This is a genomic window from Salmonella sp. SSDFZ54 (assembly GCF_004010735.1).
Classification (GTDB): Bacteria; Pseudomonadota; Gammaproteobacteria; order Enterobacterales; family Enterobacteriaceae; genus Salmonella; species Salmonella enterica.
The window spans coordinates 2,021,740-2,042,959 of the sequence record NZ_CP034819.1; the positions used below are offsets into that span (position 1 = coordinate 2,021,740).

At 53.8% G+C, this 21,220-nt stretch carries 19 protein-coding genes, 4 tRNA genes and 1 pseudogene; 20 read left to right on the forward strand and 4 right to left on the reverse strand.

The window, feature by feature from the left end; genetic code table 11:
- Positions 1-65: 65 nt before the first annotated feature.
- The 20 genes and pseudogenes from trxA (at position 66) to EOS97_RS10185 (ending at position 16,570) form a co-directional block, all read left to right on the forward strand.
- Positions 66-395 (forward strand): thioredoxin TrxA, encoded by a 330-nt coding sequence (gene trxA, locus EOS97_RS10090; protein WP_001280776.1) that lies wholly within the window; start codon positions 66-68, stop codon positions 393-395.
- A 247-nt stretch (positions 396-642) separates the two neighbouring features.
- The gene (locus tag EOS97_RS27190; RefSeq protein WP_134820045.1) at positions 643-726 is read left to right on the forward strand and encodes a rho operon leader peptide; all 84 of its coding nucleotides are present in this window, start codon (positions 643-645) and stop codon (positions 724-726) included.
- Positions 727-813: 87 nt separating this feature from the next.
- The gene (rho, locus tag EOS97_RS10100; RefSeq protein ID WP_001054532.1) at positions 814-2,073 is read left to right on the forward strand and encodes a transcription termination factor Rho; all 1,260 of its coding nucleotides are present in this window, start codon (positions 814-816) and stop codon (positions 2,071-2,073) included.
- Between the two features lie 229 nt (positions 2,074-2,302).
- A complete protein-coding gene (wecA, locus tag EOS97_RS10105) occupies positions 2,303-3,406 on the forward strand; it encodes a UDP-N-acetylglucosamine--undecaprenyl-phosphate N-acetylglucosaminephosphotransferase (protein ID WP_000771937.1) in 1,104 nt (367 codons plus the stop codon).
- 11 nt (positions 3,407-3,417) lie between these two features.
- A complete protein-coding gene (gene wzzE / locus EOS97_RS10110) occupies positions 3,418-4,464 on the forward strand; it encodes an ECA polysaccharide chain length modulation protein (RefSeq protein WP_000193413.1) in 1,047 nt (348 codons plus the stop codon).
- A 55-nt stretch (positions 4,465-4,519) separates the two neighbouring features.
- Positions 4,520-5,650 (forward strand): non-hydrolyzing UDP-N-acetylglucosamine 2-epimerase, encoded by a 1,131-nt coding sequence (gene wecB / locus EOS97_RS10115; protein ID WP_000866685.1) that lies wholly within the window; start codon positions 4,520-4,522, stop codon positions 5,648-5,650.
- The gene (wecC, locus tag EOS97_RS10120) at positions 5,647-6,909 is read left to right on the forward strand and encodes a UDP-N-acetyl-D-mannosamine dehydrogenase (RefSeq protein ID WP_000011235.1); all 1,263 of its coding nucleotides are present in this window, start codon (positions 5,647-5,649) and stop codon (positions 6,907-6,909) included. Before wecB ends, wecC begins: the two co-directional genes overlap by 4 nt.
- Positions 6,909-7,976 (forward strand): dTDP-glucose 4,6-dehydratase, encoded by a 1,068-nt coding sequence (rffG, locus tag EOS97_RS10125; RefSeq protein ID WP_000822138.1) that lies wholly within the window; start codon positions 6,909-6,911, stop codon positions 7,974-7,976. The genes wecC and rffG overlap by 1 nt, the downstream gene beginning before the upstream one ends.
- Before the next feature lie 98 nt (positions 7,977-8,074).
- Positions 8,075-8,233: pseudogene (locus EOS97_RS27370) on the forward strand (glucose-1-phosphate thymidylyltransferase); the annotation flags it as partial.
- Positions 8,211-8,888, forward strand: a complete 678-nt coding sequence (gene rffC, locus EOS97_RS10135; protein WP_001145160.1) for a dTDP-4-amino-4,6-dideoxy-D-galactose acyltransferase — start codon at positions 8,211-8,213, stop codon at positions 8,886-8,888. The pseudogene EOS97_RS27370 and the gene rffC, both read left to right, overlap by 23 nt.
- Before the next feature lie 4 nt (positions 8,889-8,892).
- Positions 8,893-10,023 carry a dTDP-4-amino-4,6-dideoxygalactose transaminase gene (rffA, locus tag EOS97_RS10140; RefSeq protein ID WP_000612080.1) on the forward strand — a complete coding sequence of 377 codons (1,131 nt, stop codon included), beginning with the start codon at positions 8,893-8,895 and terminating at the stop codon, positions 10,021-10,023.
- Position 10,024: 1 nt separating this feature from the next.
- Entirely contained in the window at positions 10,025-11,275 is a 1,251-nt protein-coding gene (gene wzxE, locus EOS97_RS10145) for a lipid III flippase WzxE (protein WP_000050289.1), read from the forward strand.
- Complete coding sequence (locus EOS97_RS10150; protein WP_000217182.1) at positions 11,272-12,351, forward strand: TDP-N-acetylfucosamine:lipid II N-acetylfucosaminyltransferase; 1,080 nt, start codon at positions 11,272-11,274, stop codon at positions 12,349-12,351. Before wzxE ends, EOS97_RS10150 begins: the two co-directional genes overlap by 4 nt.
- The gene (wzyE, locus tag EOS97_RS10155) at positions 12,348-13,706 is read left to right on the forward strand and encodes an ECA oligosaccharide polymerase (RefSeq protein WP_000055605.1); all 1,359 of its coding nucleotides are present in this window, start codon (positions 12,348-12,350) and stop codon (positions 13,704-13,706) included. The genes EOS97_RS10150 and wzyE overlap by 4 nt, the downstream gene beginning before the upstream one ends.
- The gene (wecG, locus tag EOS97_RS10160; RefSeq protein WP_000183621.1) at positions 13,703-14,443 is read left to right on the forward strand and encodes a lipopolysaccharide N-acetylmannosaminouronosyltransferase; all 741 of its coding nucleotides are present in this window, start codon (positions 13,703-13,705) and stop codon (positions 14,441-14,443) included. Before wzyE ends, wecG begins: the two co-directional genes overlap by 4 nt.
- A gap of 206 nt (positions 14,444-14,649) precedes the next feature.
- Positions 14,650-16,035 (forward strand): amino acid permease, encoded by a 1,386-nt coding sequence (locus EOS97_RS10165; protein WP_000818382.1) that lies wholly within the window; start codon positions 14,650-14,652, stop codon positions 16,033-16,035.
- A 102-nt stretch (positions 16,036-16,137) separates the two neighbouring features.
- Positions 16,138-16,214: transfer RNA gene (locus EOS97_RS10170), tRNA-Arg, on the forward strand.
- A 54-nt stretch (positions 16,215-16,268) separates the two neighbouring features.
- Positions 16,269-16,344, forward strand: a tRNA-His gene (locus tag EOS97_RS10175).
- Positions 16,345-16,364: 20 nt separating this feature from the next.
- Positions 16,365-16,451: transfer RNA gene (locus EOS97_RS10180), tRNA-Leu, on the forward strand.
- Between the two features lie 42 nt (positions 16,452-16,493).
- Positions 16,494-16,570: transfer RNA gene (locus tag EOS97_RS10185), tRNA-Pro, on the forward strand.
- Positions 16,571-17,151: 581 nt separating this feature from the next.
- Here the strand turns inward: EOS97_RS10185 and hemY are convergent.
- Genes hemY through hemC form a run of 4 tightly spaced genes read right to left on the reverse strand, consistent with a single transcriptional unit; the run spans position 17,152 to position 21,220 of the window.
- Complete coding sequence (gene hemY, locus EOS97_RS10190) at positions 17,152-18,348, reverse strand: protoheme IX biogenesis protein HemY (protein WP_001546072.1); 1,197 nt, start codon at positions 18,346-18,348, stop codon at positions 17,152-17,154.
- Positions 18,349-18,350: 2 nt separating this feature from the next.
- Positions 18,351-19,520, reverse strand: coding sequence for a uroporphyrinogen-III C-methyltransferase (gene hemX / locus EOS97_RS10195; RefSeq protein ID WP_000138955.1), 1,170 nt, complete (start codon positions 19,518-19,520; stop codon positions 18,351-18,353).
- A 21-nt stretch (positions 19,521-19,541) separates the two neighbouring features.
- Positions 19,542-20,282, reverse strand: coding sequence for a uroporphyrinogen-III synthase (hemD, locus tag EOS97_RS10200; protein ID WP_000025494.1), 741 nt, complete (start codon positions 20,280-20,282; stop codon positions 19,542-19,544).
- Entirely contained in the window at positions 20,279-21,220 is a 942-nt protein-coding gene (gene hemC, locus EOS97_RS10205) for a hydroxymethylbilane synthase (RefSeq protein WP_001521319.1), read from the reverse strand. The genes hemD and hemC overlap by 4 nt, the downstream gene beginning before the upstream one ends.

Consider the following 21,220-nt stretch of genomic DNA (forward strand, 5'->3'; position numbering starts at 1 on the left):
TAACATCAGCACCTCGTTGGTTAATGCTACACCAACACGCCAGGCTTATTCCTGTGGAGTTATATATGAGCGATAAAATTATTCACCTGACTGACGACAGTTTTGACACGGATGTACTCAAAGCGGACGGGGCTATCCTCGTTGATTTCTGGGCAGAGTGGTGCGGGCCGTGTAAAATGATCGCTCCGATTCTGGATGAAATCGCTGACGAATATCAGGGCAAATTGACCGTTGCCAAACTGAACATTGACCAGAACCCAGGTACTGCGCCTAAATATGGCATCCGCGGTATTCCGACTCTGCTGCTGTTTAAAAACGGCGAAGTGGCGGCAACCAAAGTAGGCGCACTGTCTAAAGGTCAGTTGAAAGAGTTTCTCGACGCCAATCTGGCGTAATACCTTTTATACGTCGAATGACAAAGGCGCTGTATAGTCAGGCGTCTGTCATTCGACGAATGATTAAGGTATCAGGCAGTTTCGTGGCGTCTGTTGTCCTTACGTTATTCTTAAATTGTCAGGATCTCTGGACGCCCGGTCTGAGTCGTGCTAAGTTAGTATTGACTTCGAATTAAACATACCTTATTAAGTTTGAATCTGGTTTTATCCGTCACTTCCCGTTTTTTCTCGCACGAGAAGTGGAAAGATTCCTGGCTCTTCGCTCATTCCGTCTTGTCGTTTCAGTTCTGCGTACTTTCCTGTGACCAGACAGCGAACAGACATGAGTTGATAGCCGTAAACAGGCATGGATGACCCTGCCATACCATTCACAACATTAAGTTCGAGATTTACCCCAAGTTTAAGAACTCACACCATTATGAATCTTACCGAATTAAAGAATACGCCGGTTTCTGAGCTGATCACTCTCGGCGAAAGTATGGGGCTGGAAAATCTGGCCCGTATGCGCAAGCAGGACATTATTTTTGCCATCCTGAAGCAGCACGCAAAGAGTGGCGAAGATATCTTTGGCGACGGTGTGCTGGAGATATTGCAGGATGGATTTGGTTTCCTCCGTTCTGCAGACAGCTCCTACCTCGCCGGTCCTGATGATATCTACGTTTCCCCCAGCCAAATCCGCCGTTTCAACCTCCGCACTGGTGATACCATTTCTGGTAAGATTCGCCCGCCGAAAGAAGGTGAACGCTATTTTGCGCTGTTGAAAGTTAACGAAGTTAACTACGACAAACCGGAAAACGCCCGTAACAAAATCCTCTTTGAGAACTTAACCCCGCTGCACGCAAACTCTCGTCTGCGTATGGAGCGTGGTAACGGTTCTACCGAAGACTTGACGGCGCGCGTTCTGGATCTGGCTTCGCCGATCGGTCGCGGCCAGCGCGGTCTGATTGTCGCGCCGCCGAAGGCGGGTAAAACCATGCTGCTGCAGAACATCGCGCAGAGCATCGCGTATAACCACCCAGACTGCGTGCTGATGGTGCTGCTGATTGACGAACGTCCGGAAGAAGTAACCGAGATGCAGCGTCTGGTGAAAGGCGAAGTGGTTGCGTCTACTTTTGACGAACCTGCATCCCGCCACGTTCAGGTTGCCGAAATGGTTATCGAGAAGGCGAAACGTCTGGTTGAACACAAGAAAGACGTTATCATCCTGCTCGACTCCATCACCCGTCTGGCGCGTGCCTACAACACCGTGGTGCCGGCTTCCGGTAAAGTATTGACCGGTGGTGTGGACGCTAACGCCCTGCATCGTCCGAAGCGTTTCTTCGGCGCGGCGCGTAACGTGGAAGAGGGCGGTAGCCTGACTATCATCGCGACGGCGCTAATCGATACCGGTTCCAAGATGGACGAAGTTATCTACGAAGAGTTTAAAGGCACCGGTAACATGGAGCTGCACCTCTCGCGTAAGATCGCTGAAAAACGTGTCTTCCCGGCTATCGACTACAACCGTTCCGGTACCCGTAAAGAAGAGCTGCTCACCACTCAGGAAGAGCTGCAGAAAATGTGGATCCTGCGTAAAATCATCCATCCGATGGGTGAAATTGACGCGATGGAATTCCTCATTAACAAACTGGCGATGACCAAAACTAATGACGACTTTTTCGAGATGATGAAGCGCTCATAACCTGGTCTTTACCTGAAAACGCCACGTTTTTACGTGGCGTTTTTGTTTTGCGATTCATCTTAGCGTCATGTCATATAAACTGGTCATCGGGATATGCGCTACAGAGTAACACCATGCACAATACACATTGTTTGCGGTAAAAAGTGTAATGTTCTAACAGGTCTCTTCTAGGAGCTGGCGTAACGCATTATACTTTAAGGAAATGATATATGCTGAGAGCACATACACTGTGAAGTTACTCACCGCTTTATCTGAGCTAATCAGTATTTTTTTATTCACGACCATTTTTATTTTTCTTGCGCGAAAAGTAGCCATAAAAATTGGTTTAGTGGATAAACCAAACTTTCGTAAACGACATCAGGGTGTTATCCCATTAGTCGGCGGGATTTCTGTGTTTGCAGGAATCTGCTTTATGTTTGGCCTCTCGGATTACTACATACCGCACTTATCGCTATATCTTATTTGCGCTGGTGTATTGGTTTTTGTTGGTGCGATGGATGACCGTTTTGATATCAGTGTAAAAATTCGTGCTGTGGTTCAGGCTGTTATTGCGGTTGTAATGATGGTTATCGCAAAACTTCACTTAGGTAGCCTTGGTTACATCTTTGGGCCTTGGGAGTTAGTGCTTGGCCCCTTTGGCTATTTCCTTACCCTGTTTGCGGTATGGGCGGCGATCAACGCTTTCAATATGGTGGACGGTATTGACGGCCTGCTGGGTGGGTTATCCAGCGTCTCATTTGCGGCGATGGGGCTGATTTTATGGTTTGATGGTCAGACTAGTCTGGCAATGTGGTGCTTTGCCATGATCGCCGCGATTCTGCCTTACATTATGCTTAATCTCGGTATTTTGGGGCGGCGTTATAAAGTCTTTATGGGCGATGCCGGTAGTACACTGATTGGCTTTACCGTCATCTGGCTTTTACTGGAAACGACGCAGGGGAAAACTCACTCTATCAGCCCGGTTACCGCGCTATGGATTATCGCTATTCCATTGATGGATATGGTGGCGATTATGTATCGCCGTCTGCGTAAAGGGATGAGCCCCTTTTCCCCTGATCGCCAACATATTCATCATTTGGTTATGCGAGCAGGGTTTACTTCCCGCCAGGCATTTGTTCTTATTACGCTCGCAGCGGCGATTCTGGCGGGAGTAGGCGTAACGGCAGAATACTCTCATTTTGTTCCTGAATGGGTTATGTTGGTGCTCTTTTTGCTAGCATTCTTCCTCTATGGCTACTGCATTAAGCGGGCCTGGAAGGTGGCGAGATTTATTAAGCGTGTGAAGCGTCGCCTGCGCAGGCAACGTGAGAACCGGCCAAACTTAACCAAGTAAATGAGGATACGATGACACAACCATTACCGGGGGCACGCGCGGTGAGCGCTGAAAATGAACTGGATATTCGCGGGTTGTTTCGTACTTTATGGGCTGGCAAATTCTGGATTATCGGCATTGGCCTGCTATTTGCCCTTATCGCGTTAGCCTATACCTTTTTTGCTCGTCAGGAGTGGAGTGCGACGGCGATCACCGATCGCCCAACCGTAAATATGTTGGGCGGTTATTACTCCCAGCAGCAGTTTCTGCGCAACCTGGATATTAAGACCGATCCTGCTTCTTCCGATAAACCCTCGGTGATGGATGAAGCGTATAAAGAGTTCATCATGCAACTTGCCTCCTGGGATACGCGTCGCGATTTCTGGTTACAGACGGACTATTACAAGCAGCGAATGGTCGGGAATAGCAAAGCTGATGCGGCGATGCTTGATGAACTGATCAATAACATACAGTTTACGCCCGGCGATTTTACACGCGCCATCAACGACAATGTGAAGCTGATTGCTGAAACTGCGCCGGACGCCAATAATCTGCTGCGTCAGTATGTCGCATTCGCCAGCCAGCGGGCGGCGAGCCATCTGAATGATGAATTAAAAGGTGCCTGGGCTGCGCGTACCGTGCAGATGAAAGCCCAGGTCAAACGGCAGGAGGAGGTTGCGAAAGCGATCTATTCGCGTCGTGTAAACAGTATTGAGCAGGCGCTCAAAATTGCGGAACAACATAATATTTCTCGTAGCGCGACGGATGTCCCGGCAGATGAATTACCGGACTCAGAGCTTTTTTTACTCGGTCGCCCTATGTTGCAGGCGCGTCTTGAAAATCTGCAAGCGGTTGGCCCTGCATTCGATTTGGACTACTTTCAAAATCGGGCAATGTTGAATACGCTTAATGTGGGGCCGACCCTGGACCCTCGTTTTCAGACCTATCGTTATTTGCGTACGCCGGAAGAACCGGTAAAACGTGATAGCCCACGCCGAGCCTTCCTGATGATTATGTGGGGTATCGTTGGGGCGCTAATCGGTGCGGGCGTTGCCTTAACCCGTCGCCGCACGATTTAGCAACACCTCTGCAGTAGGGGGCTGGGCCCCTACTGTCTATTCGAAGAGAATCGATGTGAAAGTACTGACTGTATTTGGTACACGACCGGAGGCCATTAAGATGGCGCCTCTGGTCCATGCGCTGGAAAAAGATCCTCATTTCGAGGCTAAAGTATGCGTTACTGCGCAGCATCGGGAGATGCTTGATCAGGTATTAACTCTTTTTTCTATTGTGCCTGATTACGATCTCAACATTATGCAGCCGGGACAGGGGTTGACGGAAATTACCTGCCGAATTCTGGAGGGATTAAAGCCGATCCTGGCAGATTTTAAACCTGATGTGGTGCTGGTTCATGGAGATACCACCACTACGATTGCTACCAGCCTGGCGGCTTTCTATCAACGAATTCCGGTAGGGCACGTAGAAGCCGGGTTGCGAACCGGCGATCTCTATTCCCCCTGGCCGGAAGAGGCAAACCGCACGCTGACCGGACATCTGGCGATGTACCACTTTGCGCCGACGGAAAACTCGCGGCAGAATCTGTTGCGGGAGAACATTCCGGATGAGCGCATTTTTGTCACTGGCAATACCGTTATCGACGCGCTGATCTGGGTACGCGATCGCGTTCTGACGAGCGATACATTACAGGCTGAACTGGCCGAGCAGTATCCTTTCCTCAACGCGAATAAGAAGATGATTTTGGTGACCGGTCATCGGCGTGAAAGCTTTGGTCAGGGCTTTGAGCATATCTGCCAGGCGCTGGCGGAAATCGCCGCCGCGAACCAGAATGTGCAAATTGTCTATCCGGTGCATCTCAATCCCAACGTCAGCGAACCTGTCAACCGTATCCTCGGCCATGTTGAAAACGTGGTACTGATTGAGCCGCAGGACTACTTACCTTTTGTCTGGCTGATGAATCACGCCTGGCTCATTCTGACCGATTCCGGCGGTATTCAGGAAGAAGCGCCGTCATTAGGTAAGCCGGTATTGGTCATGCGTGAAACCACAGAGCGTCCGGAAGCCATTACCGCTGGTACGGTAAGACTGATCGGCACGGACTCCCGGCGCATTGTGGCGGAAGTTATGCGTCTGCTGCACGACGAAAATGAATATCAAACCATGAGCCGCGCCCATAATCCTTATGGTGACGGGCAATCATGCGCGCGCATTTTACAGGCGTTAAAAAGTTATCGGGTATCGTTATGAGTTTTACGACCATTTCTGTTATTGGGCTGGGGTATATCGGATTACCGACTGCGGCCGCTTTTGCTTCCCGCCAGAAGCAGGTTATCGGCGTGGATATCAACCAACATGCGGTAGACACCATAAATCGCGGTGAAATTCACATCGTGGAGCCGGCGTTGGGCAATGTGGTGAAGATGGCGGTGGAAGGCGGCTTTCTGCGTGCGACGACGACACCTGTCGAGGCCGATGCGTACCTGATTGCCGTGCCGACGCCATTCAAAGGCGATCACGACCCTGATATGGCCTATGTGGAAGCCGCGGCGAAATCCATTGCGCCGGTATTAAAAAAAGGGGCACTGGTGATTCTGGAATCAACATCGCCGGTCGGCGCAACGGAGCAAATGGCCGGCTGGCTGGCCGGGATGCGCCCGGATCTGACCTTTCCCCAGCAGGCGGGCGAGCAGGCCGACGTGAATATCGCCTATTGTCCGGAGCGTGTGCTGCCGGGTCAGGTGATGGTGGAACTCATTAAAAATGACCGCGTGATTGGCGGTATGACGCCAGTATGTTCGGCTCGCGCCAGCGCGCTGTACAAAATTTTCCTTGAGGGTGAATGCGTTGTCACCAACTCGCGCACCGCAGAGATGTGCAAGCTGACGGAAAATAGCTTCCGTGATGTGAATATCGCCTTTGCGAATGAATTGTCGCTGATTTGCGCCGAACAAGGGATTAACGTCTGGGAATTGATCCGCCTGGCGAACCGCCATCCGCGCGTCAATATTTTGCAGCCGGGCCCAGGCGTTGGCGGGCACTGCATTGCGGTCGATCCGTGGTTTATTGTGGCGCAAAATCCGCAGCAGGCGAGACTGATTCGCACCGCGCGTGAAGTGAACGACGGCAAACCGCACTGGGTGGTCGATCAGGTAAAAGCCGCGGTCGCAGATTGCCTGGCGGCCACCGATAAACGCGCCAGCGAAGTGAAAATCGCCTGTTTTGGGCTGGCCTTTAAGCCGAATATCGACGATCTGCGCGAAAGCCCGGCGATGGGGATCGCGCAAAGTATCGCCCGCTGGCACAGCGGCGAAACCCTGGTCGTCGAACCGAATATCCGTCAGTTGCCGAAAAAATTGGACGGACTTTGCACGCTGGCGAAACTGGACGCGGCGCTGGCCGCCGCCGATGTGCTGGTGATGCTGGTCGATCACGACGAATTTAAAGCGATTCCCGGCGATGCGGTTCATCAATGTTATGTGGTTGATACCAAAGGAGTCTGGCGCTGATGAAACGCATTCTGGTGACCGGCGGCGCAGGCTTTATCGGATCTGCGGTGGTGCGGCATATCATCCATGAAACGGCAGACGCGGTGGTGGTGGTGGATAAACTCACCTATGCGGGCAACCTGATGTCTCTGGCGTCGGTGGCGCAAAGCGACCGTTTCGCCTTTGAGAAGGTGGATATCTGCGATCGGGCATCACTGGATCGAGTTTTCCAGCAGTATCAGCCCGATAGCGTGATGCACCTGGCGGCGGAAAGCCATGTAGACCGTTCCATCGACGGCCCGGCGGCGTTTATTGAAACGAATATCGTTGGTACTTACACCTTGCTGGAAGCCGCCCGCGCTTACTGGTCCGCGCTTGACGCGGACGCTAAAGCGGCGTTCCGCTTCCACCATATCTCCACCGATGAAGTGTATGGCGATCTGCATACTGCAGACGATTTCTTCACCGAAACCACGCCATATGCGCCAAGCAGCCCTTATTCCGCCTCCAAAGCCAGCAGCGACCATCTGGTACGCGCCTGGTTACGTACCTACGGTCTGCCTACGCTTGTCACCAACTGCTCTAATAACTACGGGCCCTACCATTTCCCGGAAAAACTGATCCCACTGATGATTCTGAATGCGCTGGCGGGTAAACCATTGCCGGTCTATGGCAACGGTCAGCAAATTCGCGACTGGCTGTATGTGGAAGATCATGCCCGTGCGTTGTATCACGTGGTGACGAACGGCGCTGTGGGCGAAATGTATAATATCGGCGGTCATAACGAACGTAAAAATCTGGATGTGGTCAGGACGATCTGCGCTCTGTTGGAGGAACTGGCCCCGCAAAAACCGCAGGGTGTAGCGAATTATCACGATCTGATTACCTTCGTCGACGATCGACCCGGCCATGACTTACGCTATGCCATCGACGCGTCGAAAATCGCCCGCGAGCTGGGCTGGACGCCGCAGGAAACCTTCGAAAGTGGGATGCGAAAAACCGTTCAGTGGTATCTCGCCAATGAGGCCTGGTGGAAACCCGTACAGGATGGCAGTTATCAGGGCGAACGCTTAGGTCTGAAACGCTAAACGGCAGGTTCTTACTCCTGGAGGAGAAACGAATGAAAGGCATCATTCTGGCGGGAGGTTCCGGTACCCGGTTGCATCCCATTACGCGCGGCGTATCAAAGCGCCAGGGCTTCAAAATTGCCTGTCTGGAGGAGATTGCCTGGCGCAACGGCTGGCTGGATGATGATGGTTTGAAACGCGCCGCCAGTCAGCTTGAAAAAACCGGCTATGGCCAATATTTACTGGAGTTGCTCCGTGCCCGTCCGCGCCAGTATTGAACCGTTACTCTGGGAAAATACGTTCTTTGGCGTGAATAGCGGCATTGTGCGTATCGATGCCTCAGCGCCCGAATTAACGCCAGAAGCGCTGCAGGCGTGGCAACGCGTGCAGGTAAAAGTGCCGGCTGAAAACATCGCCTGGCTGTCGGCGTTGCAATCGCTGGGATTCTCTTTGGTTGAAGGCGAGGTGGATTTTGCGTTGCCGGTAAAAGGGCATAGCGGCCAGCATGGCGCGGAAATTGCACACCTTACGGACATCCCTGCTTTGCGTCAGTTGGCCGGAGAGGCGTTTACGCAGAGTCGTTTTCGCGCGCCGTGGTATGCGCCCGATGCCAGCGCCCGTTTTTACGCCCAGTGGATTGAGAATGCGGTACGCGGCACGTTTGATCACCAATGCCTGGTGCTTCGCACGGAGACAGGCGCTATCCGCGGTTACGTCTCGCTGCGGGAATTGAATGATACCGACGCGCGCATCGGTCTGTTGGCCGGACGCGGCGCGGGAGCGGAACTTATGCAGGCGGCGATCTGTTGGGCGCAGAGTCGCGGCAAAGCAACATTGCGGGTGGCGACCCAGTTGGGCAACACCGCCGCGCTTAAACGTTACATACAAAGCGGTGCCAACATCGAAAGCACTGCGTACTGGTTATACAGGTGACAACATGATTCCTTTTAATGCGCCGCCGGTGGTGGGAACCGAACTCGAATACATGCAGTCTGCAATGAGCAGCGGCAAACTGTGCGGCGACGGCGGCTTTACGCGTCGTTGCCAGCAGTGGCTGGAGCAACATTTCGGCAGCGCGAAGGTGTTGCTGACGCCTTCCTGTACCGCGTCGCTGGAGATGGCGGCTCTGTTGTTGGATATTCAGCCCGGCGATGAAGTGATCATGCCGAGCTTTACGTTTGTCTCCACCGCTAACGCTTTTGTCCTGCGCGGCGCGAAAATTGTGTTTGTCGATATTCGTCCGGATACGATGAATATTGACGAAACGCTGATTGAGGCGGCGATTACTGATAAAACCCGTGCTATCGTGCCGGTACACTACGCTGGCGTCGCTTGTGAAATGGACGTCATCATGGCGCTGGCGGATAAGTATAATCTGTTCGTTGTCGAGGATGCCGCCCAGGGTGTGATGTCCACGTACAAAGGGCGCGCATTAGGGACGATCGGTCACATCGGCTGTTTTAGCTTCCATGAAACCAAAAATTACACCGCTGGCGGCGAAGGCGGCGCGACGCTGATCAACGATCGTACGCTGATTGAACGCGCGGAGATCATCCGCGAAAAAGGCACCAACCGTAGCCAGTTTTTCCGTGGTCAGGTGGATAAATACACCTGGCGGGATATCGGCTCCAGTTATTTGATGTCCGATCTGCAGGCTGCCTACCTGTGGGCGCAACTGGAGGCCGCCGATCGTATCAATCAACAGCGTCTGTCGCTGTGGCAGACTTACTACGATGCGTTAACGCCGCTGGCGCGCGCCGGGCGTATCGAGCTGCCTTCTATTCCGGAAAACTGCGGGCATAATGCCCACATGTTTTACATCAAACTGCGGGATATCGCCGATCGCAGCGCGCTGATTAATTTCCTGAAAGAGGCGGAAATCATGGCGGTATTCCATTACATTCCGCTGCATGATTGTCCGGCGGGCGATAAATTCGGCGAGTTTATCGGGGACGATGTCTACACCACAAAAGAGAGCGAACGTTTGTTGCGTCTGCCGCTGTTTTATAACCTTGCGCCCGTCGATCAACGAACGGTGATTACTACCTTGCTAAATTATTTCTCCTGATATGTCGCTTGCTAAAGCCTCCCTGTGGACGGCGGTCAGTACGCTGGTAAAAATTGGCGCCGGACTGCTGGTGGTGAAACTACTGGCCGTCTCTTTTGGTCCAGCGGGCGTCGGACAAGCGGGTAACTTCCGCCAGATGATCACCGTGCTGGGCGTATTGGCTGGCGCCGGGATATTTAACGGCGTTACCAAACTCGTCGCACAACATCATGATGACCCGGCGCAGTTACGTACTGTGGTAGGAACCTCCTCCGCGATGGTATTGGGGTTCTCTACGCTGCTGGCGCTGGTCTTCCTGCTGGCGGCGGCGCCGATTAGCCAGGGACTGTTCGGTCATACGGACTATCAAGGGTTGGTGCGTCTGGTTGCGCTGGTACAAATGGGGATCGCCTGGGCGAACCTGCTGCTGGCGCTAATGAAGGGCTTTCGTGACGCGTCGGGTAATGCCTTATCGTTAATTGTCGGCAGCTTTTTGGGTGTCGCCGCCTGGTATCTCTGCTACCGTGTCGGCGGCTATGAAGGCGCTCTGCTTGGCCTGGCGCTGGTGCCGGCGCTGGTGGTAGTGCCAGCCGGTATGATACTGATTAAGCGCGGCACCGTCCCGCTACGCTATCTCAAGCCCTCCTGGGACAACGGTCTGGCAGGGCAGCTTAGTAAATTTACCCTGATGGCGCTGATTACCTCCGTTACGATGCCGGTCGCCTATGTGATGATGCGAAACCAACTGGCCGCGCACTATAGCTGGAGCGATGTCGGGATCTGGCAGGGCGTGAGCAGTATTTCTGATGCCTATCTGCAATTTATCACCGCCTCCTTCAGCGTTTACCTGTTACCTACGCTCTCACGCCTGACGGAAAAACAGGACATTACGCGTGAAGTGGTAAAAGCGCTGAAATTTGTTTTACCGGCGGTCGCGGCGGCGAGTTTTACCGTCTGGCTACTGCGCGATTTTGCTATCTGGCTGCTTTTTTCCGCCAAATTCACCGCGATGCGCGATCTGTTCGCCTGGCAGTTAGTGGGCGACGTGCTGAAAGTCGGCGCCTATGTTTTCGGTTATCTGGTGATTGCCAAAGCGTCGTTGCGATTTTACATTCTGGCCGAAATTAGTCAGTTCATTCTGTTAACGGCGTTCGCTCACTGGCTGATTCCCGCTCACGGCGCGCTGGGTGCGGCACAGGCTTATATGGCCACCTATATTGTCTATTTTTCACTTTGTTGCGGCGTATTTTTACTCTGGCGTAGGCGAGCATGACTGTACTGATTCACGTCCTGGGATCGGATATCCCTCACCATAACCACACCGTGCTGCGGTTTTTCAATGATACGCTGGCCGCCACAAGCGAGCACGCGCGCGAATTTATGGTTGCCGGCGAAGATAACGGCTTCACGGAAAGCTGCCCGGCGCTCTCGCTTCGTTTTTATGGCAGTAAGAAAGCGCTGGCGCAGGCGGTCATCGCCAAAGCGAAAGCAAATCGTCGACAGAGATTCTTCTTTCACGGTCAGTTCAACACCAGCCTGTGGCTGGCGCTGTTAAGCGGCGGTATTAAGCCAGCTCAGTTTTACTGGCATATCTGGGGCGCGGATCTCTACGAAGTGTCCCACGGGCTGAAATTCCGCCTTTTCTACCCGCTTCGTCGTATCGCGCAGGAGCGAGTAGGGTGCGTATTCGCGACGCGCGGCGATCTCAGCTATTTTGCGCGCCAGCACCCGGGCGTACGCGGCGAGTTGCTCTATTTCCCGACGCGCATGGATCCTTCCCTGAATGCTATGGCAAAAGAGCGCCAACGTGCGGGGAAATTGACCATTTTGGTAGGGAACTCCGGCGATCGCAGTAACCAACATATTGCGGCGTTACGGGCGGTGTATCAGCAGTTTGGCGACACGGTAAACGTGGTGGTGCCGATGGGCTATCCGGCCAATAACCAGGCCTATATTGATGAGGTTCGTCAGGCCGGCCTGGCGCTATTTAGCGCCGAAAATCTACAAATTCTTAGCGAAAAAATGGAATTTGATGCCTATCTTGCGCTGTTGCGCCAGTGCGACCTCGGTTATTTTATTTTTGCCCGCCAACAGGGGATCGGGACGTTATGTCTGCTAATTCAGGCCGATATCCCGTGCGTACTGAATCGCGACAATCCTTTCTGGCAGGATATGGCGGAACAGCATCTGCCCGTCCTGTTTACCACGGACGATCTTAATGAGCAGGTCGTGCGCGAGGCGCAGCGTCAGCTCGCATCGGTAGATAAAAGCGGCATTACCTTCTTTAGCCCCAACTACCTGCAACCGTGGCATAATGCGTTGAGAATCGCCGCAGGAGAAGCCGAATGAGTTTAATGCAATTCAGCGGGCTGCTGGTGGTCTGGCTGCTCTCTACGCTGTTTATCGCCACGCTGACCTGGTTTGAATTCCGCCGCGTGCGTTTTAACTTCAACGTTTTCTTTTCGTTGCTGTTTTTGTTGACCTTCTTTTTTGGTTTTCCGCTAACCAGCGTGCTGGTATTTCGTTTCGACGTTGGCGTCGCGCCGCCGGAAATCTTATTGCAGGCTCTATTATCCGCCGCCTGTTTCTACGGCGTGTATTACGTGACCTATAAAACGCGTTTACGCAAACGCGTTGTGGATGTACCACGCAAGCCGCTATTTACCATGAACCGGGTGGAAACCCACCTTACCTGGGTGATCCTGATGGGCATCGCGCTGGTGAGCGTGGCGATTTTCTTTATGCATAACGGCTTTTTGCTGTTCCGGCTGCACTCCTACAGCCAGATCTTTTCCAGCGAAGTCTCCGGCGTGGCGTTAAAACGGTTCTTCTATTTCTTCATTCCGGCGATGCTGGTGGTCTATTTCCTGCGCCAGGACAGCAAAGCGTGGCTGTTCTTTCTGGTGAGCACCGTCGCGTTTGGTCTGTTGACCTACATGATTGTCGGCGGCACGCGCGCTAACATCATTATTGCGTTTGCTATCTTCCTGTTTATCGGCATTATTCGGGGCTGGATCAGCCTGTGGATGCTGGCAGCGGCGGGCGTGCTGGGGATTGTCGGTATGTTCTGGCTGGCGCTCAAACGCTACGGATTAAATGTGAGCGGCGATGAGGCGTTCTATACGTTTCTTTATCTGACGCGCGATACCTTTTCGCCGTGGGAGAATCTGGCGCTGCTGTTGCAAAATTACCACAATATCGATTTTCAGGGGCTGGCCCCTATCGTGCGTGATTTCTACGTCTTTATTCCCACCTGGTTATGGCCGGGACGACCCAGTATCGTGCTGAATTCTGCGAATTACTTCACCTGGGAAGTCCTGAACAACCATTCTGGCCTGGCGATATCGCCAACGCTTATCGGATCGCTGGTGGTCATGGGCGGGGCGCTGTTTATTCCGCTCGGCGCGATCGTCGTCGGGCTGATTATCAAATGGTTCGACTGGCTATATGAACTGGGTAACCGGGAGCCCAATCGCTATAAGGCGGCGATTCTGCACAGTTTCTGCTTTGGCGCCATCTTTAATATGATTGTGCTGGCGCGAGAAGGGCTGGATTCGTTTGTTTCGCGCGTGGTTTTCTTCCTGGTGGTTTTTGGCGCCAGCCTGCTGGTCGCTAAGCTTCTGTTCTGGTTATTTGATAGCGCCGGACTGATTCATAAACGTACAACTTCGCTCCCTCAGGCACAGGTGGAAGGAAAACTATGACCAATAATGCCGCTGCGCCCCTTTACTCGCTGCGCGGGTTACCTCTGATTGGCTGGCGCGACATGTCACACGCGCTGAATTATCTGTTTGCCGATGGTCAACTGAAGCAAGGCACGTTGGTGGCGATCAACGCCGAAAAGCTGCTGACGGCGGAAGACAATCCGGAAGTCCGCGCGTTGATAGCGGCGGCGGAATTTAAATATGCCGATGGCATCAGCGTGGTGCGTTCAATACGTAAAAAATTTCCGCAGGCGCAGGTTTCTCGTGTGGCTGGCGCTGACCTTTGGGAAGCGTTAATGGCGCGCGCGGGTAAAGAAGGCACGCCGGTATTTCTTGTCGGCGGCAAGCCTGAGGTGCTGGCGCAGACGGAAGCAAAACTGCGGACGCAGTGGAACGTCAATATTGTGGGTAGCCAGGACGGTTACTTTACGCCGGAGCAGCGTCAGGCGCTATTTGCGCGTATCCATGCCAGCGGCGCGAAAATTGTCACCGTCGCGATGGGATCGCCAAAACAGGAATTACTCATGCGCGATTGTCGGGAAGTGCATCCCCATGCGCTATATATGGGGGTGGGCGGTACCTATGATGTGTTTACCGGTCACGTCAAACGCGCCCCAAAAATATGGCAGAACCTGGGACTGGAGTGGTTGTATCGTCTGCTTTCGCAACCGAGGCGTATTACCCGCCAGATGCGCCTGCTGCGCTACCTTCGCTGGCACTATACTGGCGATCTCTAATTCTCCCTTCTGATGACTTGAGCAGCGGCTTGTGCTTATGGCGCTGCTCATTTACAACATAATCGATGATTTCTTACACAATAAGTGCATTTTTTTAATGCTCCATTTGCCATTTGTCCAAATTTAAGAAAATATTCGCAACAATCGATGTACCCATAACAATAACCGGTACTACCGGAACCGTTGCAAACACGACATGAGGATTTATGGCAGAGAAAAAACCGGAGCTACAGCGTGGGCTGGAAGCTCGTCATATTGAATTGATTGCCCTCGGGGGCACCATCGGCGTCGGACTCTTTATGGGCGCCGCCAGTACGCTGAAATGGGCGGGCCCGTCAGTGCTGCTGGCGTATATCATCGCCGGATTGTTCGTCTTTTTCATCATGCGTTCGATGGGGGAGATGCTCTTTCTGGAACCTGTTACCGGCTCCTTTGCCGTGTACGCCCACCGGTATATGAGTCCTTTTTTTGGCTATCTTACCGCCTGGTCATACTGGTTTATGTGGATGGCGGTCGGGATCTCGGAAATTACCGCCATTGGGGTCTACGTCCAGTTCTGGTTTCCGGAGATGGCGCAGTGGATACCGGCGCTGATTGCCGTCGGACTGGTCGCGTTGGCGAATCTGGCTGCGGTGCGCCTGTATGGTGAAATCGAATTCTGGTTTGCGATGATCAAAGTCACCACGATTATTGTGATGATCATCATCGGTCTGGGGGTGATTTTCTTCGGTTTTGGTAACGGCGGCCAGGCGATTGGCTTTGGTAATCTGACCGAGCATGGCGGCTTTTTTGCTGGCAGCTGGAAAGGCTTTCTGACCGCATTATGTATCGTGGTGGCCTCTTATCAGGGGGTTGAGTTGATCGGTATTACCGCCGGTGAAGCGAAGAATCCGCAGGTGACGTTGCGTAGCGCGGTGGGTAAAGTGCTGTGGCGTATCCTGATTTTTTATGTTGGCGCGATTTTCGTGATCGTCACCATTTTCCCGTGGAATGAGATTGGCAGCAACGGCAGTCCCTTTGTGCTCACCTTCGCGAAAATCGGCATCACCGCCGCGGCGGGCATTATCAACTTTGTCGTGCTGACGGCGGCGCTCTCCGGCTGTAACAGCGGAATGTATAGCTGTGGGCGTATGCTTTACGCGCTGGCGAAAAACCGTCAACTGCCGGCGGCAGTCGCGAAAGTCTCTCGCCACGGCGTGCCGGTCGCGGGCGTGGCGCTCTCTATTTTGATTTTGCTGGTAGGTTCTTGCCTGAACTACATCATCCCCAATCCGCAGCGCGTCTTTGTTTACGTTTATAGCGCCAGCGTACTGCCGGGGATGGTGCCATGGTTTGTCATTCTGATTAGCCAACTGCGCTTTCGTCGGGCGCATAAAGAAGCGATTGCGGATCATCCTTTTCGTTCCATTATGTTCCCGTGGGCGAACTATTTGACGATGGCGTTTCTGGTTTGCGTTTTAATCGGCATGTACTTTAATGAAGATACGCGCATGTCGCTGTTTGTCGGCGTCATCTTCCTGCTGGCCGTCACGCTGGTCTACAAAGTTTTCGGTCTGAATCGTCACGGAACCGCCCACAAGGTGGGGGAATAAGCGCCAAAATGCGCAAAGCATAACCAAACGCGCATTTTATTTAAAAAGGCACTGGACAGCGGGGTGTGAAGTCCGTATTATCCACCCCCGCAACGGCGCTAAGCGCCCGTAGCTCAGCTGGATAGAGCGCTGCCCTCCGGAGGCAGAGGTCTCAGGTTCGAATCCTGTCGGGCGTACCATTTATTTAGGTGCTTGAGCTGCGGTGGTTTAATACCGCGTAAAAAGTTTCAGTGGTGGCTATAGCTCAGTTGGTAGAGCCCTGGATTGTGATTCCAGTTGTCGTGGGTTCGAATCCCATTAGCCACCCCATTAATATAGAGTTGTGAAACGCGAAGGTGGCGGAATTGGTAGACGCGCTAGCTTCAGGTGTTAGTGTCCTTACGGACGTGGGGGTTCAAGTCCCCCCCCTCGCACCACGACTCAATGAATTGAACTAAAAATTCAAAAAAGCAGTATATCGGCGAGTAGCGCAGCTTGGTAGCGCAACTGGTTTGGGACCAGTGGGTCGGAGGTTCGAATCCTCTCTCGCCGACCAATTTTGAACCCCGCTTCGGCGGGGTTTTTTGTTTTCTGTTCATTTTCAACTACTTATCCCGCACGTGTTGCCATTATGGTTTATTGGCGATATCCCAGACTTTATTTGTCGCTATTCGGTGACGAATAATCTATTGATTTATAATCACTTTATAAAAAGCATCCTGTTCTGTCTCCGCCGGGCGACACGCTAAAACCTCGCCAGCGGCGGGGGGATGTCAATCGCGTGAATTGTCTACGTTTTTTTAACGCCTGCGCCTGTTTTTTAGCGATGCAAAGATGGCACGTTATGTGCAATAATGTACGGGTAGATGCTCATTCCATCTCTTATGTTCGCCTTCTGGCCTCATAAACTCAGGAATGATGCAGAGCCGTTTACGGTGCTTATCGTCCACTGACAGATGTCGCTTACGCCTCATCAAACACCCTGGACACAACGTTGAGTGAAGCACCCCTTTATGTTGTCATACAGACCTGTTTTGACGCCTGCCCCTTAACCGGGCAGGCGTTTTTTTATGCATTCCGAATGATTTTGCGTAGGCGGTAAGCCCGGTAAGCGAAGCGCCACCGGGCAAGAGGGAATTACTGCGGGGGATTGTTCTGTAATGTCAGCATCAGGCCATCGCGCCGCATGGCGGCGGCCTCTTCCGGTTGATGCAGTCGATCAAGCGCATCGGCAAGCCAGGCATAATCATACGCGTCCGGGCGTTGTTTTAGCGCGGCGCGGAAAGCCAGGGTCGCCTCCTGCCATTCACCGTGTTTCATTAGCGACTGGCCGAGCGTGCTCCATAACAGCGGGCGATCGCCTACCGTCTTGATTTGCTGGCGCAGCACTTTCTCCAGTTGTTCCGGATTATTGGTTCTGAGGCGAGGAATGGGCAGCACCAGCCGATCGTCATACTGGCGTTTCAGACCGTCAATGATAATCTGCTGCGCCATATCATGATCGTCACACTCGATTAGATGCTCGGCCATCGCGACCTGCAGCGCCACCTGATGGCGGGTTTTACGGCTTTGGTTTTTCCACCAGGTGCGTAATCCTTCGCTGCCCTGCTCGGCGCGCGCCTGATCCATGAGTCCTATCCACGCCTGTTGTTCGAGCATGGCGCGATGCGCTTCATCGCCGACGTGCGCTTTCGCCATGGATGGGATGATATCCAGTAACGAACTCCATGCGCTGGTGCGAATGTAGGCCTGCTCCGCCAGACGCAGAACTTCCGGGTGACGCGGCGTGACCTCCAGCAGTTTGTCCACGCCGTGACGCGCTGCGTGATTTTCATTGCGCGCCAGCTGTAAGCGCACGCGCGTGATCTCGACCGGGATGGTGTCGTTCCCCGCCAGCTCTGCCGCACGTTCAAGGTGCTGATTAGCGCGCGCTTCATCGCCGCGCTGCTGCGCCGCTTCTGCCGCCAGCAGATAATTTACCACCGGTTGTTCAGCATGGTCGGCGTTTTTTGACATCAGCTTTTCAACCTGCTGATAGTCGCCCTCCGCCAGCTTCAGCAGCGCCTGTTCGGTCTGCTTGCGGGCGCGACGGCGTTTACGGCCGGCAAACCAACCGCGGGTGTGCGCGCCGGTACGAAACAGACGGCGTAGCAACCACTCAATGGCGAATAGCACCACCATAGCGACGATGAGAATGATCGCCAGTCCGGTGACGCTGGTTTCAATGTTGTAGTTATCGGTCTGGATTAACACATAGCCCTGGTGACCGGCTATCATCGGGCCGACCACGATACCCGCGAGCAACAACACAAAGAGCAATAATACTTTTAGCATCATTATTCTCCTTGCGGCGCGGCTGCCGGAGCGTCTGTCTGCGTGGCAGGCGCTGCCGTAGAGACTGTCGGTTGCGCCAGCAGATTACGCACGCGGGTTTGCATCAGTTTTTCAAGAATCGCCTGGCTTCCCAGGGTTTCCGGCAGATCCATCGTAATATTTTGCTGGCTTAATTTATCGACCTCCTCCAGGAAGGCTTTTGTCGCGGCGTCGTCAGTATCGTAATAAGCGCGAACCCAGGTCGAAACGTTATCCAGCGCCTGACGGTATGTTTCTTCCTGATGGCGTGGCACGGCCTGCGCGGCGACTAACAGGCGGGAGCGAATATTTTCGCGTAAATAGACGTCCTGGTTGGGCGCCAACAGCGGTACGGCAGTATCATCGCGGCGGCGAATGGTAATAAAGCTGTCCATAAAGTTCTGCCAGCTTTTTTGCAGGTTAACGCGCCATTCGCTTAGCGAGCTGGACAGCTCGCTGCTGTCTGAATCCATCGGCGAACCATCGGTATCGTTATCCGCCAGACGCAGGTTATCGATTTGGTTAGAGAGCTGATTGAGCTTGAGAATAATGCCGTCATAGTCGATCTGCGCAACGGATGACAGGCTGGCGATATCGTCAGTAATCGCGCGTCGTGCGGTAATCAGGCTGGGGTCGTTCATGTCCGCCAGACTGGCGTCAGCGCTTTTGAGCAGCGCAGCGGCGGTAGTGACGTCCTGATCGCTCCACAGCTTGCGTCCGGCGAGTTTCACCAGGAAATCAGCCTGCGCCAGCAGCCAGGTTTTAGCATCGCTGCCGGAAATGGTGGCGACTTTTTGTTGTACTTCATCAAGCTGTTTCGCCAGCGCCGCCTGTTGGCGATTCGCGTCTTCTAACTGCGCCGCTTGTTTTTTGATAATCTCTTCCAGCTCCGCTTTTTGGCTCTCCTGAGCCTTTTGCAAGGCGGTCAGTTGCGTCGCCAGCGCATCGCTGGTTTCCGTTTGCGCGGTTGCTTGCTGTTTCCCCCAGCCATAAAGCCCAATACCTGCCGCCAGGGCAATCGCGATCGCCACCGCGCTTAATACCAGCGCGGCGCCGTTCTTACTTTTTTTCTCGGTATTAACTGGCTGTGGCGTGGTTTCCACGCTCTCCCTGGTCTCATCAACCACGGCGGAGGATTTTTCTTGTTCCGTCATTATGGCATCCCATTATGAGAGTTATTGTAATGCGCGCAACAGCGCATCGTTGTCGGCGTTATCAGCGACCTTAATATCTTGCCAGCCCAGCTCCCGGGCAAGGTGCGCCAGACGTTCACTGACGACCAATAGCCGACAGCGTAGTAACCAGTGCTCACGATACCACTCGGGAGTCAGCGACCAGAGCCGTTGCAACATCTCGCCGCTGGTAACAACAAGCGTTGTTACGCCGCGAGTATGCCAGCGCATCGCTTCTTCCGCGCCATCGTAATGTTTCGCACATCGTTGATAACATTCACAAAAACTGACTTCGGCTCCGCGAGCTGTCAGGGTTTCGCCCAGCAGTTCGCGGCCGCCATTGCCACGCAAAATCAGCGCGCGTTTGCCCGCAATATTTTGTAATTCAGGTAATTGTAGCAAGGCTTCGCTGATTTCCCGATCCAATGGATAACGAATATCGAACCCGCTAACGGTATGAAGGGCGAGCGCCGTGGTGCGGCCAATCGCGAAATAGCGCGGCGACGCAGGCCAGTTTCGGCCATCCCGCTGGAGCTGGGCGTGAGCAAAGGCGACGGCGTGCTGTGAAAGGGCAAAAACCAGATCGTTTTCCGTCAGCGTCGCCAGGCGGTCGGCCAGGGTGGGTAGCTCCCGGCCGGCGACAAATTCAATCAGTGGAAAACTCCAGGCCACCTGCCCCAGTGCGCGCAGACGGCTCACTAATGCTTCCCCTGCGGGAGAGGGGCGGGTGATCAGAATACTCATGCGGGCGTCTCGCCGTTATAAACTTCCGTCAGAATCGCGCGCGCGCCGTTTTCCAGCAGTTCCTCTGCAAGCGAGATGCCCATTTGCTCCGCCTGCTCGGGAGAACCACGACGTTCGCCGCGCACCATCACCGAACCGTCCGGCGCGCCAACCAGCGCGCGTAACCAAATTTCACCGTTGATGATTTCTGCATAGCTGCCAATCGGCACCTGACAACCGCCTTCCAGGCGGGTGTTCATAGCGCGTTCCGCCGTTACGCGCAGCGCGGTTTGCGAGTGATTCAACGGTGCGAGCAGCGCCTGCGTTCGCGCGTCGTCAAGACGACACTCAATCCCGACGGCGCCCTGGCCTACGGCAGGAAGCGAAACGTCGGGCGGCAAGGCTGTACGAATGCGCGACTCCAGACCTAAGCGTTTCAGACCGGCCACGGCCAGGATAATGGCGTCATAGTCGCCGTTGTCCAGCTTGCCGAGACGTGTGCCGACGTTGCCGCGCAACGAACGGATAATGAGGTCCGGACGGCGTTCCGCCAGTTGACACTGGCGACGCAAACTGGACGTCCCGACGATACTACCCGCGGGCAGATCGTCCAGACTGTGATATTTATTCGAGACAAACGCGTCGCGCGGATCTTCGCGCTCGCAAATGGTCACCAGACCGAGACCGTCCGGGAAGGCCACCGGAACGTCTTTCATAGAGTGCACGGCGATATCAGCGCGCTTTTCCAGCAGCGCGATTTCAAGCTCTTTAACAAACAGTCCTTTACCGCCCACTTTCGCCAGGGGAGTATCGAGAATCACGTCGCCGCGTGTGACCATCGGCACCAGTTCTACCGTCAGTCCCGGATGGGTTGCCATCAATGCGTCTTTGACATAATGTGCCTGCCAAAGCGCAAGGGGACTTTGGCGTGTGGCAATTCTTAAAACATTGTCTAACAT